The 12609-nt window shown below is 48.2% G+C and carries 14 protein-coding genes; 8 read left to right on the plus strand and 6 right to left on the minus strand.

Going from position 1 to position 12609, the window contains the following annotated elements; translation table 11 throughout:
• Positions 1 to 33 precede the first annotated feature (33 nt).
• Positions 34 to 948 (minus strand): class I SAM-dependent methyltransferase, encoded by a 915-nt coding sequence (locus OQ477_RS15100; RefSeq protein WP_265973039.1) that lies wholly within the window; start codon positions 946 to 948, stop codon positions 34 to 36.
• A 146-nt stretch (positions 949 to 1094) separates the two neighbouring features.
• Positions 1095 to 2033, minus strand: coding sequence for an iron-hydroxamate ABC transporter substrate-binding protein (locus OQ477_RS15105; protein WP_012118425.1), 939 nt, complete (start codon positions 2031 to 2033; stop codon positions 1095 to 1097).
• A 253-nt stretch (positions 2034 to 2286) separates the two neighbouring features.
• Between OQ477_RS15105 and OQ477_RS15110 the strand changes: the two genes are divergently transcribed.
• The 3 genes from OQ477_RS15110 to OQ477_RS15120 are packed head-to-tail and all read left to right on the plus strand — an operon-like array spanning position 2287 to position 5156.
• The gene (locus OQ477_RS15110) at positions 2287 to 3324 is read left to right on the plus strand and encodes a FecCD family ABC transporter permease (protein WP_029973587.1); all 1038 of its coding nucleotides are present in this window, start codon (positions 2287 to 2289) and stop codon (positions 3322 to 3324) included.
• Positions 3324 to 4334: a FecCD family ABC transporter permease gene (locus OQ477_RS15115; protein ID WP_265973040.1), complete on the plus strand. Its 1011-nt coding sequence runs from the start codon at positions 3324 to 3326 to the stop codon at positions 4332 to 4334. The genes OQ477_RS15110 and OQ477_RS15115 overlap by 1 nt, the downstream gene beginning before the upstream one ends.
• A gap of 18 nt (positions 4335 to 4352) precedes the next feature.
• The gene (locus tag OQ477_RS15120) at positions 4353 to 5156 is read left to right on the plus strand and encodes an ABC transporter ATP-binding protein (RefSeq protein WP_007613715.1); all 804 of its coding nucleotides are present in this window, start codon (positions 4353 to 4355) and stop codon (positions 5154 to 5156) included.
• Between the two features lie 37 nt (positions 5157 to 5193).
• On the opposite strand, the gene OQ477_RS15125 is transcribed toward OQ477_RS15120, so the two are convergent.
• From OQ477_RS15125 to OQ477_RS15135, 3 genes are all read right to left on the minus strand, one after another.
• Entirely contained in the window at positions 5194 to 5616 is a 423-nt protein-coding gene (locus OQ477_RS15125; protein ID WP_265973041.1) for a regulatory YrvL family protein, read from the minus strand.
• A gap of 66 nt (positions 5617 to 5682) precedes the next feature.
• Entirely contained in the window at positions 5683 to 6843 is a 1161-nt protein-coding gene (locus tag OQ477_RS15130; protein WP_007410043.1) for an oxalate decarboxylase family bicupin, read from the minus strand.
• 117 nt (positions 6844 to 6960) lie between these two features.
• Positions 6961 to 7116: a YvrJ family protein gene (locus OQ477_RS15135; protein WP_012118419.1), complete on the minus strand. Its 156-nt coding sequence runs from the start codon at positions 7114 to 7116 to the stop codon at positions 6961 to 6963.
• Positions 7117 to 7358: 242 nt separating this feature from the next.
• Between OQ477_RS15135 and OQ477_RS15140 the strand changes: the two genes are divergently transcribed.
• The 5 genes from OQ477_RS15140 to OQ477_RS15160 all read left to right on the plus strand — a co-directional run bounded on the left by OQ477_RS15140 (position 7359) and on the right by OQ477_RS15160 (position 11701).
• The gene (locus tag OQ477_RS15140; protein WP_265973231.1) at positions 7359 to 7895 is read left to right on the plus strand and encodes a sigma-70 family RNA polymerase sigma factor; all 537 of its coding nucleotides are present in this window, start codon (positions 7359 to 7361) and stop codon (positions 7893 to 7895) included.
• Positions 7892 to 8128 (plus strand): sigma-O factor regulator RsoA, encoded by a 237-nt coding sequence (gene rsoA / locus OQ477_RS15145; protein ID WP_082998481.1) that lies wholly within the window; start codon positions 7892 to 7894, stop codon positions 8126 to 8128. Before OQ477_RS15140 ends, rsoA begins: the two co-directional genes overlap by 4 nt.
• Before the next feature lie 172 nt (positions 8129 to 8300).
• Positions 8301 to 9020 (plus strand): response regulator transcription factor, encoded by a 720-nt coding sequence (locus OQ477_RS15150; protein WP_003151779.1) that lies wholly within the window; start codon positions 8301 to 8303, stop codon positions 9018 to 9020.
• Positions 9017 to 10759 carry a sensor histidine kinase gene (locus OQ477_RS15155; protein WP_265973042.1) on the plus strand — a complete coding sequence of 581 codons (1743 nt, stop codon included), beginning with the start codon at positions 9017 to 9019 and terminating at the stop codon, positions 10757 to 10759. The genes OQ477_RS15150 and OQ477_RS15155 overlap by 4 nt, the downstream gene beginning before the upstream one ends.
• Before the next feature lie 63 nt (positions 10760 to 10822).
• Positions 10823 to 11701, plus strand: coding sequence for an SMP-30/gluconolactonase/LRE family protein (locus tag OQ477_RS15160; protein ID WP_017418936.1), 879 nt, complete (start codon positions 10823 to 10825; stop codon positions 11699 to 11701).
• Between the two features lie 50 nt (positions 11702 to 11751).
• Here OQ477_RS15160 and OQ477_RS15165 read toward each other — a convergent pair whose 3' ends face one another.
• Positions 11752 to 12543 (minus strand): SDR family NAD(P)-dependent oxidoreductase, encoded by a 792-nt coding sequence (locus tag OQ477_RS15165; protein WP_003151783.1) that lies wholly within the window; start codon positions 12541 to 12543, stop codon positions 11752 to 11754.
• Between the last annotated feature and the right edge of the window lie 66 nt (positions 12544 to 12609).

Consider the following 12609-nt stretch of genomic DNA (forward strand, 5'->3'; position numbering starts at 1 on the left):
CTGTGAGATGTCTTTTTTATTTGCGGCAGCGGGTTACTTTTTGATGGCGTGTATATAATGAATGGTCTCGAATGCGGTTAAGTGGTCAGTGCGTCCGCTGAAAAAACGGTCATTGACGTCCGCCGGAGATAAATGTTCATAAATAAGCAGACCTGATGATTCTAATATTTTTTCGATTTCTTTATAACTGAAACACGATAACATCGGTTCTCCGCTTGCTGCAGCCATTTTCACCATGTTTTCCACTCTGTTTGACAGTCCTCTTTCTTCAAAGAGCGACTCATCTGCATAATCAAACACGATAGAGCTTCCCGGCGGGACTTCGGCAAATAATTGTGTGAGCAGGCGGGCGAGATGCTTTTTCGTAAGATAGTATGACACACCGAGCAGGCTGAAAAAGGTTTTTTGGCGTGAAAAACCTTCCTGATACAGACGGCTGAAAGAAAGCGAAGCGGCGAAGTCCATCGGTACAAAATGTAGATGATGGGAAATGCCGAGCTTCAGATGTTTCAATCTGTTTATTTTGTCTTCCTGTGAAGCGGGTTGATCGATTTCAAATATGTCTAAGCCGTTTGTCACCTCAGGATGCCTGAAACAAAAAGTATCCAGCCCCGCGCCAAGGATGACATACTGTTTGGCCCCGAGCTTCACTTCATTCAAAAGCACTTCTTCACAATATGCGGCACGGGCTAACGGTGTAGGAGACAGCTGGACTTGAGTCACCCATTTTAAGATGTCATCCGGTTGGCCTTGAAGCCTCTGGGCCATGTCTTTGCTGAAAAATGATATACCTTGAATCAGATGATCGCGGATATCCGAATGCTCTTTTTCAGAAATCAGATCTTGTGCCATAAAATCATCAAATATCACCGGGGTGTCGTGTTTACTGTGGTACGCCCTTCCGAAAGCGGACAGCAGGGAAGTCATACTCGCCTTGTTTTCTTTCATATAAAGATCCTCCGTTATTTACATCAATCTCCGGCCGGGAGAATCTTATTATACATGTTAATCCAAAAATGTAAATTATAGCATAAATGAATTTTTTTGTCAAGTTTTAAGCGTAATAAAAAGCCGCTGTGACAGCGGCTTCGGGGTTACTTCGTTAAGCTTTTTGTGATGTAGTCGAGCTGGCCTTCAAGTGAGATCGGGTCTGAGAAATAGAAGCCGATCGGATCAATGCGGTAGACATGGTTTTGTTTGACGGCATCGAGGTTCTTCCAGATTGAGCTGTCAAGCACGCCTTTGTCGTCACCGCCGGCCTGCCATGGCCCCATAAAGATGTAGTCTCCCGCGAAGTCAGGCAGTTTCTCGAGTGAAATGCTGGCGTAGCCCGGCCCTTGATTAATGGCTTTTTCCTGCGTCAGTTTTGTGGCCTTCAGCCCGAGTTTGTCATAAATGATGCTTCCGCCGCGGCCGAAGTCTTTACCGAATACATAGATGTCTTTCCCGTTTGTCTGCATGATGGAGATGGTTTTTGAGCCGACCGCTTTTTGAACCTTTGTTTTAGCGGCAGCGGTTTTCTTATCCCATTCAGCCAGCCATTTGTCTGCTTTATCTTCAGTGCCTGTCATTTTCGCAAACTCTTTGAATTGATCAATATTGCTGAGCTTGTCATATTTAATGGCGATTGTCGGCGCGATTTTTTCCAGTTTTTCAATATCGGCGCCTTGTGTCGTCCAGACAACGATTAAATCCGGCTTTAAGTCAATGATTTTTTCAACGGACGTGCCGTCGCCGATGTTTGTCACACCTTTTGTTTTCCCTTTGTAATAAGGGTTTTTAAATACGTTTTGCGGCGCGCCGACAACATTGATGCCGAGCTGTTTAAAGTCACCGTAGTAGCCGTCAGCCATGACGACGACCCGTTTCGGGTGCTTCGGAATTTTAATATTGCCGTTTTCGGCTTTATACGTGATGGTTTCTTCTTTTTCAGAAGAACCTTTCGTGTCTGAAGAATTGCCGCATGCGGCCAAAGCGGCGATGAGCAGCATGGCAATCAGCGCTGCGCCGATTTTCTTGTATGTATGGAACATCTGACATTCCTTCTTTCATAAAAATTAGTGATAAAGAGAATCATTATCAGTGTGATTATATCACTGCTTTCATAGAGAAGCACGCTCTTTTTTAAGAAAAACTTTCTTTTTTTATATGAAATTAGGTCTATTAAAAGAGAAGATAAAAGTGCTATACTGAAACAAGTCATTGATAATCATTATCATTACCATTACCATTCTTGTTTTGAGAAAGGAAGAACGAGTGTTGGGTCTATTGAAAAAGAAACAGACAATGACGGCTCAAGGGGCATCAGGGAGTGAAATCCAGTGGACGGCGCGTTCATTCCGGGCGGCTGTGCTGCTGTGTGCCGGGATTGCGGTTTTATTGATCGGCGCGGCTCTGTCTGTTTCCATCGGAGCTGCCGATATTCATCTGCGGACGGTGTGGGATGCTCTCTTTCACTTTCAGCCGCAAAATACATCTCATCAAATCATACGCGATCTGAGGCTGCCGAGAACCGCCGCCGCCGCGCTCGTCGGGGCTTTTTTAGCTGTGTCCGGGGCGATTATGCAGGGGCTGACGCGGAACCCGCTTGCTGAGCCTTCCATTATGGGCGTGACGTCGGGGTCAGGATTTGCGATCGCATTGGCATTTGCTTTTTTTCCGGGGCTCTCTGCCGCTGGGCTTGTTTTGTGGTCCTTTGCGGGAGCGGGAATCGGAGCGCTTATTGTGTTTGGCATCGGCCTGTTTTCAAAAGGCGGGCTGACACCGGTGAAGCTCGCGCTGGCCGGTACGGCAGTCGGCTATTTCTTAACGGGGCTTTCAAGTGCGATTGCGATCCGTTTTGATGTCGCCCAGGATGTGAAGTTCTGGTACGCCGGAGGAGTCGCTTCCGTGAAATGGGAAGGCGTGCAGCTGCTGTTGGCGGTCGGGGTTATCGGACTTTTGCTGGCATTTCTGATTGCGCGCTCAGTGACGGTGCTGAGCTTGGGTGAGGAGCTGGCCAAAGGGCTCGGGCAGTACACATCGCTTGTGAAAGTAATCGGAATGTTTGTCGTTGTCCTCTTGACGGGGGCTTCAGTCTCAGTCGCCGGAGCCATTTCTTTTATCGGCTTGGTGATTCCGCATATCACCCGATTTTTAGTCGGGGTAGATTACAGATGGATCATTCCCTGTTCGGCGGTATTCGGCGCCGTTCTGTTAGTCTTCAGTGATATTGCCGCAAGACTCGTCAATGCGCCGTTTGAAACACCGGTCGGCGCTTTAACCGCTCTTATCGGCGTTCCCTTTTTCTTTTATTTGGCGCGCAGGGAAAGGAGAGGGCTGTAATGAATGTAAAATCGAAAAAACCGCTGGCGGTCATGGCCGTTACGTTTTTGCTCATATGCATCGTCTTTTTTATCAGCTTAAACATGGGTGTGATCCGGATTGCGCCTCTTGATTCGCTGCGTGTCTTTTTCGGACAGGGGGATGCCCGGGATCAGCTCGTTTTATTTGAATTCAGACTGCCGCGCATGGTGCTGTCATTGCTGGTCGGCGCCGGAATCGCGGTTTCAGGCGCGATTTTTCAAAGCGTGTCTCAAAATGACTTGGCGGAGCCGGGCATTCTCGGTATTAACGCCGGGGCGTCTTTGGCGGTCGTTTTGTTTATCTTCTTTTTCCAAGGAGCAGCTGTTGATTTAAGCATGGCCGGTACATGGCTGCTTCCGGTGAGCGCTTTGGCGGGGGCTTTTCTGGCTGCTCTGCTCATCTATGTGCTGGCTTGGAAAAAAGGCGTTTCACCTGTCCGGCTCGTTTTGGTCGGGATCGGCGTCAATGCGGGGTTTAATGCGCTGCTCTTGATTTTTCAGCTGAAAATGGACCCGCGGGATTTCATGCAGGCGCTTGTATGGATTTCCGGTTCGATTTGGAACGCCAATTGGAAAATGGTGCTGTCCATTTTGCCGTGGCTGCTGGTTCTTTTACCGTTCAGCCTCTATAAAGCCAGGTATTTAAATGTGCTCCAGCTCGGTGATCAGCTGGCGGCGGGGCTTGGCACCCGGGTTGAAAAGGAGCGGCGCGTTCTGCTGATGTGCGCCGTTGCCCTGACCGCGTCATGTGTTGCGGCAGCTGGCGGAATCGCTTTTCTCGGACTCATTGCGCCGCATTTGGCCAGAAGGCTTACCGGCCCGCGCCACCAGACGCTTATCCCGGTTTCGGCTTTAATCGGAGCATTTTTATTTCTGCTTGCCGATACGCTGGCGAGAAATGTGCTTGCACCGTCCGAAGTTCCCGTCGGCCTGGTGATTTCCGTGCTCGGAGCGCCGTATTTTGTATATTTGCTGATGAAAACGAAATAGAGGAAGGAGACTGCCGCGATGAACTCATTATCGGCGGAACAGCTTACTGTCGGTTATGGCGACCGTTTGATAGCGAAAGAATTGGATATCGCCATACCGAAAGGAAAAATTACAACGCTGATCGGTCCGAACGGCTGCGGAAAATCGACGGTTCTCAAAACGATGTCAAGAATTATGAAACCGAAATCCGGCGCCGTCTATTTAAACGGACAGGCAATCATGCAAAAATCCACGAAGGACATCGCCAAGGAAATGGCAATTCTTCCGCAGACGCCTGAAGCGCCGAGCGGGCTGACGGTGTACGAACTTGTTTCTTACGGCAGGTTTCCGCATCAGTCCGGAATGGGCCGTTTGAGTGATAAAGACCGTGACATGATCAAATGGGCGCTTGAAGAGACGGGGATGGCCGAATTTTACGACCGGCCGATCGAAGCGCTTTCCGGGGGGCAGCGGCAGCGTGTGTGGATCGCAATGGCGCTCGCTCAAGAAACGGAGCTGCTGCTTCTTGATGAACCGACCACTTATTTAGATCTTGCCCATCAGCTTGAAATTTTGCAGCTGCTGGACAAATTAAACAAAGAGCAGGGGCGCACGATTTTAATGGTCATTCATGATCTGAACCATGCCGCCCGTTTTTCCCATTATATGATTGCGCTGAAAAAAGGGCGCGTCATCAAGGAAGGGACGGCGGAGGAAGTCATGACTCCCGGCATATTGGAAGACGTGTTTCAGATTGACGCACAGATTGTAAAAGATCCGCGCACGAACAAACCGGTCTGCTTAACCTACGATTTAATCCGGCATGAAAACGCAACGGTATGATGAAAAAAAACGCAGAGCCATTCCGGCCTGCGTTTTTTTATTGCGCCCGGGGCTGCTTTTGTCCGGAGACGCATTTATCCAAAACGAAAAAAACCCCCGCCACAATCAGCTCCTCCGTCGTTGACAGCCAAATCTTTTCAATCAGTTTATCCGTCGTATACGCGGTCATCCAGAGGAACAGCAGCTGAACGGTGCTGGCTAAAAGGAGAAAAGGCAGCCTGCCCGTCCTAAAAAAGGTAAAGCTATGTATCATCAGCCGCTCAAGCGGTTCAAAACATAAACCGAGAAAAATAAAAAGCACGGAAAAAAGCAGGACGTACGCCATCGATCCGTAGCTCGTCCCGGCTAATGAAAATACAGCCATCATCACGATAAAATACCCGAATAATACGGCAGCGGCTGCCAGGGCATACCGGAGCACATGAAGAAAAAACATTTTCGTCCCGTTTTGATTGATCATCTGTTCAGCTCCTTTTCACACAGAGGAGACTTGCAGAGACGGAACTCTGCAAGCCGGTGTGTGTCTTCAGCATTTCTTTTTGACGACAGGGTGTTTCTCTTTCGAAAGAATATCCGTAAAGTCTTTGCCCAGATCCAGATGCTGCTGGACGAATTTCTCAGGAAGCATGGCAAGCCATTGGTTCAGGGACACATCGGCATAGTGGTCATCCTTGAAGATTTCCAGGAAGACGAGCGGCTCATCTCCCAAATTCTCCACATAGTGGCCCATTGCGAACGGAACGTAACCGACATCCCCGGCCTGATAGTTAAATGTTCTCGCATGGCCGTCCGATGCAAAAACCGTCATCCGTCCTTTACCGGAAATATAATACTGCCATTCATGCGTGTTCGGATGCCAGTGCAGCTCTCTCATTGCGCCCGGTTCGACCACGACAAGCGCTGAAGCGATCGTTTTGGACACTTTGAAGTTTGTGGAATCCGCGATATATACTTTGCCGCCATCCGTCTCAGCAGTCGGGCCTTCATCCAGCAGGCGGTAAGTGAACGGATATGGCACTTCACCGTTCGGGCCTTCCACAATGTCATCTTTCAGCTTCCCGGGAACCGGCTCTTCAAAGATATATTTTTCTTTCCCGGGCAGGCCGGCGAGGTCTTTTTCTGAAACCCCGAAGTTGTTGGCGATGACATCAAGCGGTGTGTGGGCAAGCCAGTCAGTCACTTGGAATGTGCTGTTTTCTGAGAAGGAACCGTCATCAAAAACCAAGAGGAATTCACAGCCTTCTTTCAGCGCCTGAATGGAGTGCGGCAGGCCTGACGGGAAGTACCACAGATCTCCTTCCTTCACGTCATCGATAAAACTGCGTCCCTGTTCATCAACAATTGTGACCCGCGCTTTGCCCGTCAGCATATATGCCCATTCCGCTTCTTTATGCCAGTGCAGCTCACGGATGGCGCCCGGTTTTAAACGCATGTTGACAGATGCCAGATTTTCAGAAATCGGCAGCTCGCGAACGGTCACCTCACGCGCGTATCCGCCCTTTTCCAGCCGGTTGTGCACATCTGAGAAAGAGAATTTCATATTATCCACTGTGCCGTGATCCGTTTCCGGCGGCGTCAGCATATCCGGATTTTGGCGGTCTCTTTCAAGGTTGCGCGGTATCGTGACGGTCGCCCCTTTGTCTCCTCTGATCGGCTGCGGGATATTGCAGTTGTTTTCTTTTGACATGTAAATCGTCTCCTCTCAAGCTTTGTTTTTTCAGAAAGAGAATGTGAAAGGCCTTTCGTTTTCCCTTCTGCTTTGTTAAGTGATGCGTTCCGATGAAAAGTCAACTTCGTGTGAAAATTAATTTTTCATTTTCTGATCTTTCAGTTCCGTCATCAGTTCGATCAGGGCGTCAAACTTCTTCTCAAACCGTGTGAGAAGATACATGGCAATGAGAGCCGGAAAGCCGAGATTGCCGATCTGTCTGACCGCTTCTTCTATAAAAACCTGATCCATTATCAGCCACCTCCTGACTTGACCTGCAGTCATGTATATAAGTGAAAGAAAGAGCGGCTCCTGTAAACCTGATATCCCGGTTGAGGGTCTTTTTTTTGTTCCGGCAAAACCGGGACATAAGGAATACGGAATCTTAGTCGGAAAGGAGTAGTTTACTTTTTTTTGCTTTCTTTCATTTAATTTAAATAGGGGGCGGTTTTATGGACTATCAAGTTCTTTTACGGTCAAAATGCAAGGAAATTATGAAACATCCGATCGTTAAACATTTTTTAAGTGACCCAAAGCATTACGAGAAATTTAAAAATGTGCTGGAACATTCAGACGAGAAGGATGCAAAATCACTGGACGACCAGTTTAAACAGTTTTATAAGGAAATCCGGATCATCAAATATATGAACTCTATGATCCGGATTTTCTCCATCGATTTTGACAAGCGCATCCGTAAAAATCAGAAGCGCTATCCGCTGACGGTGGATCAGCCGGAGGGAGGTGAAGCGCTTCCCTATGAAATGGGAAAAGACGCGTATGAAGAGTTTCTGCGGAAGCAGGGGGATTTGAGCCAGCATGTCCAAAACCGTGATTTATACGAAGCGCTTCAGACGTTAACCGATAAACAAAAAAGCGTGCTGACGAATATTTATCTTCACGGAGCGACGATGAAGGAGATTGCCGAGTCGCTGGGTGAATCACGGCAGAACATTTCTAATATTCATAAAAAAGGGCTCGATAATCTCAGAAAGCATCTGGACAAGCAAAAAAAGGGGGAAAATAAGCAGTGAACGGGCCATTTGACTTCAGCAAAGAGAACACAGATACCGACGAAATGGAACTTTTGATTTCGCGTTTTTCGCCAATGATAAAAAAAAAACTGAGCAATACATCATACCAGGAAAGAGAAGATCTTGAACAAGAATTGAAGATTAAAATAGTTGAAAAAGCGGACATGCTGTTATGCCAGGAAGTGCCGGGTTTTTGGGAATTTATACTTCATCTTATAAATGAAAGCTCCTGACAAAAGCGGCGGGATGATTGATATTCCGCTCTGACAACGTGAGAAAAACGAGAAGAGATGTCCGTCTCGTTTTTCTTTTCTGTTTCCCCGCAAGACCTCCGCACTAAAAAGGTACCAAATCTTATCCATATAATGATATGATGAAAAAAACAAAGAGAAAGGAACGTCCAAGGTGGAAAATGCGTCAATTTTAATTGTAGACGATGAGAAGGCGATCGTTGATATGGTCAAACGCGTTCTCGTCAAAGAAGGCTATCACAACATTAAGACAGCCGGAAGCGCTGAGGAAGCGATCGAGTTTGTTAAACATGAAACCGCGGATCTGCTCGTGCTGGATGTGATGATGGAAGGCATGTCCGGTTTTGAAGCATGCACCGAAATCCGGAACTATACCGACGCCCCGATCTTTTTTCTGACTGCCCGTTCTTCTGATGCGGATAAGCTGTCAGGATTTGCATTGGGAGCTGACGATTATATAACAAAGCCGTTTAATCCGCTCGAATTGGCGGCGCGGATCAGAGCGACGTTAAAGAGAACCTATAAGCGCGAAGAGAAAACGGCGGTAAAGACGTATTCATACAGCCATTTTTCCTATTCACCGCAAAACGCCGAGCTGATCGTCGGGGGCGAGCCCGTCAGCTGCTCCGCACAGCTTCTGCAGCTGCTTCAATATTTCTGTGAACACCCTGATGTGGTGCTCTCAAAAGATCAGATCTATGAAAAAGTATGGGGATATCCGTCTTACGGCGACAACAACACCGTCATGGTGCATATCCGCAAGCTCAGAGAAAAGATTGAAAAAGACCCCAGCAATCCGTCCTATATTGTAACGGTGCGCGGCCTCGGTTATCGGTTTATTCCCGATCAAGGAGAAAAAGGAACCCGCTCATGAGAATGCGCGGAAAATTTCTGCTCCACTTTTTCGGACAGCTGCTGCTTGTCATCCTGCTGATGTCCGTTTTGGCCGTCGCTTCTTTCTTCTATTTGGATTGGCGTTTCAGCGAAGCGGAAGCCAATGCGGGACTGACCAAAGCGACGGCAGACTCGTTTGAAGCGTGGCTTGATAAAAATGAAGACGGCACATGGGATGTCGATGAATTTTTAAAGATGTCGGTCAGAAAGCAGAAGGGCTGGCTGCAGATCATTAATGACAATGAAAAAACGGACTACGCGTACAGAGTGCCGAAAGACGTCCCGAGCCATTACAGCAGAAAAGACCTCTTATCCATTTATCAGTACCGGAATTTTGACAACTACAAGCTGAATTACTGGACGGTCACGATAAATGATGAGACCTATTTGATTCTGTTCGGCTGGAAATCCGCCAGTGAGCAGCTTCTCACTTACATCGAATCACAGGAGCCATCCCTCGCTTCCCTTTCTCAATATAAAAAAAGCACGATTGATTATATTAAACGGGAAAAAGGGGCGGTCTACCTTCTCGAAGACAGCGGCAGACTGCTCGGGGATATCAACAGCACGAAAAAAGAACGGAACACCGTCAATGAGCTTGAATTGCTGAAATACAATTCCAAGCCGTGGAATTACAAACGGGAAATTTCTTTTAAAAGACTCGATAAAACGAAATGGATGGTCGCGTCGGTGCCGAACCCCGTGTACATCCCCGATCACGAGTTTAACAAATCATTTTTGAGAAATGTGATGAAAACCCTCTTCCTCTTGATCGGAATCCTGGTATTTATGATCTGCATCCTGACCATCTGGTACTCTTTCCGTTTCGGCTGGCCGCTGTTTCATACCATCAAATGGCTCGTCAATTTATCAAAGGGCCGGCTTGAAGAGCCGAAGAACCGCAAAGGACAGCCGGTCAGCAAAAACAAAAAAGGCAAAACAAAGCAGCCGTTCCGCTTTTTCGCCGAGATTTTCGAATCGATGGATCAGCTGACCGACACGCTGAAGCGGGATAAGAAAAACAGAGAAAAAATCCAGGCGACAAGGGAAGAATGGATCGCCGGGCTGAGCCATGACTTAAAAACCCCGCTGAGCACGATTTACGGCTACAGCATGATGCTTGAATCGAAGCAATACGACTGGACCCCGGAAGAAGTCAAAGAAATGGGGCAGATCGTCCGGGAAAAATCAGAATATATGTCCAAGCTGATTGAGGACTTAAACTTAACGTACCGCCTCAAAAACGCGGCCCTCCCGATCGAACGGCGGCTGATCAACGTCGTGCCGTTTATCAGAAACGTCACGAACGATTTCACGAAAAATACGTTCTCGGAAGGCTATGACATCGCCTTTGAAACCAAAAAGGAAGACATTCTTTTCGCCATTGATGAAGCGTGGTTCCGCCGTGTTCTGGAGAATCTGCTGGCAAACGCGGTTAAGCATAATAAGAAAGGGACCGCCATTCGGGTCGTGCTTGAGGAATCAGCCGAACAGCTCATTCTGAAGGTGAAAGATAACGGAAGAGGAATGGACGACGAAACGATTCACCAGCTGTTTAACCGTTATTACCGGGGAACGAATACGAAAGGCCCGTCAGAAGGAACGGGACTCGGGCTCGCCATTGCCAAGGAGCTGGTTCATCTTCATAACGGAACCATCCATGTCAACAGCAGAATCAGCGCCGGAACGGTGATTACGATTCTTTTTAAAAAAGATTGAGTTTGGACGCCGCTTTGTCGGGAATAACAATAGAAGACTGACAAGCAAAAGAGGTGTTCACACATGGAAGCAGCATTACGAGCAGATACGAGAGCAGTTATCGGAGAAGGCCCTTTATGGGATAAGGACAAGCAATGCCTGTACTGGGTGGATATACTGGGCAGCCAGCTCCATATCTTCACTCCGGCTGACGGAATCAACCGCTCCGTTAAATTCAAATCATTTGTCACGGCTCTTGCCTTATATTCAAAGGAAGAGCTGGTGATGACGATGAAAGACGGGTTTTACCTGTACAATCTTCGGGAAGATACATTGACGAAGATGAAGCAGCCGAGAGACATGCGGGAAGATATCCGTTTCAATGACGCAAAATGCGACCCGTCCGGCAGATTATGGGCGGGAACGACGAGCATGGAAGGCAAAGAAGAAGAGGCTTCGCTGTACCGTCTGAATACGGACGGCAGCCTTGCCAAAATAAAAGACCAGGTCTCCACCTCGAACGGTTTGGATTGGGATCGGGACCGAAACTTGATGTACTATATCGACACTCCGACGCAGGAAATCGTCTGTTATGCATACGATCCTGAAACCGGAGCCGTATCAGATCCGAAAACGGTCTACCGCTTTCCGGAATCGCAAGGATCTCCCGACGGAATGACCATTGACCGTGACGGAATGCTGTGGGTGGCTCTGTTCGGAGGCGGCCGTGCCGTCCGGATTGACCCGTTTTTGCATAAGGAAATTGCATCTATCGAAGTTCCGGCGAAATACGTCACCTGCTGCGCGTTCGGGGGCAGAGACTTGAACACGTTATACATTACGACCGCGACGGAAAAATTAACGGAAGCCGAAAGACTTGAGCAGCCGCATGCGGGCGGCCTGTTTTCGGCAGAGCTTGAGACGGGCGGCTGGGAGCCGGTTCCGTTTGCAGGCATGATGTAAAAAAAGCCCTGGCATATGGGGAAGTTCCCATTGTGCCGGGCTTTTTTGTGTTAAATGGAGCGGATGATGCCGCCTTCAACCCGCTGTGCGGTGCCATTAATGGCAGAAGCCGCTGATGAAGCGAGAAATACAATCGTATTGGCGACTTCTTCCGGGGTTGCATAGCGCTGAATCAAAGATGTCGGCTCATTCACTTTAAAATAATCCCGGACGAAGCTGTCCGTGTCTTCTCCGGCAGCCTTTGCGGCTCCTTCCATGTAAGAAGCGACGCCTTCGGTCCATGTCGGTCCCGGCAGCACGGAGTTGACCGTGACATTTGTGCCTTTCGTCATTTCAGCCATTCCCCGGGACAAGCTGATTAACGCCGTTTTCGTCATTGAATACGGAATCATTTGCGCAAGCGGTTTGACTCCGGCTTCACTGGAGATGTTCAGAATCCGTCCGCTGTTTCTTTCGAGCATTTGCGGCAGAAAACGCCGGCACAGGCGCACGGCGCTCATAACATTCACTTCAAAATACCGAGTCCATTCGTCATCAGACACCTCAGCGAAGTCCTTTACTTCAAAAAAGCCGAGGTTATTGACAAGAATATCGACTTCCCCGATTCCGCCGGCGCGCTTGATCAAGTCATCCGCCTCATCCTGGCGCGATAAATCCGCAGCGATGCCATGAACCGTTCCGTAAGCGGAAAGCTCTTCAACCGTCCGTTCCACAGTTTCTTTTTTTCTTCCATTTACAATCACCTCGGCGCCTTCGGCTAAAAAGCTTTTTGCCGCGGCTTTTCCGATGCCTGAAGTTGATCCTGTAATCAACACGAGCTTTCGTTCAAGCTGTAATTCCATGATAATCCTCCTTTTTACGCCATTGTGTAACAGTATACATGATGAATTTTAGTGTGTACGAACAAT

The sequence above is a fragment of the Bacillus sp. ChL18 genome (assembly GCF_026241425.1).
In the GTDB taxonomy this organism is placed as follows: domain Bacteria; phylum Bacillota; class Bacilli; order Bacillales; family Bacillaceae; genus Bacillus; species Bacillus velezensis.

What these genes read in the sequence shown, in the direction of transcription:
- OQ477_RS15110 (WP_029973587.1), top strand. Translation starts at nt 2,287, where the DNA reads ATGACGGCTCAAGGGGCATCAGGGAGTGAAATCCAGTGGACGGCGCGT.
- OQ477_RS15115 (WP_265973040.1), top strand. Translation starts at nt 3,324, where the DNA reads ATGAATGTAAAATCGAAAAAACCGCTGGCGGTCATGGCCGTTACGTTT.
- OQ477_RS15130 (WP_007410043.1), bottom strand. Translation starts at nt 6,843, where the DNA reads ATGTCAAAAGAAAACAACTGCAATATCCCGCAGCCGATCAGAGGAGAC.
- OQ477_RS15155 (WP_265973042.1), top strand. Translation starts at nt 9,017, where the DNA reads ATGAGAATGCGCGGAAAATTTCTGCTCCACTTTTTCGGACAGCTGCTG.
- OQ477_RS15100 (WP_265973039.1), bottom strand. Translation starts at nt 948, where the DNA reads ATGAAAGAAAACAAGGCGAGTATGACTTCCCTGCTGTCCGCTTTCGGA.
- OQ477_RS15120 (WP_007613715.1), top strand. Translation starts at nt 4,353, where the DNA reads ATGAACTCATTATCGGCGGAACAGCTTACTGTCGGTTATGGCGACCGT.
- OQ477_RS15165 (WP_003151783.1), bottom strand. Translation starts at nt 12,543, where the DNA reads ATGGAATTACAGCTTGAACGAAAGCTCGTGTTGATTACAGGATCAACT.
- OQ477_RS15105 (WP_012118425.1), bottom strand. Translation starts at nt 2,033, where the DNA reads ATGTTCCATACATACAAGAAAATCGGCGCAGCGCTGATTGCCATGCTG.
- OQ477_RS15140 (WP_265973231.1), top strand. Translation starts at nt 7,359, where the DNA reads ATGAAACATCCGATCGTTAAACATTTTTTAAGTGACCCAAAGCATTAC.
- OQ477_RS15125 (WP_265973041.1), bottom strand. Translation starts at nt 5,616, where the DNA reads ATGATCAATCAAAACGGGACGAAAATGTTTTTTCTTCATGTGCTCCGG.
- OQ477_RS15135 (WP_012118419.1), bottom strand. Translation starts at nt 7,116, where the DNA reads ATGGATCAGGTTTTTATAGAAGAAGCGGTCAGACAGATCGGCAATCTC.
- OQ477_RS15160 (WP_017418936.1), top strand. Translation starts at nt 10,823, where the DNA reads ATGGAAGCAGCATTACGAGCAGATACGAGAGCAGTTATCGGAGAAGGC.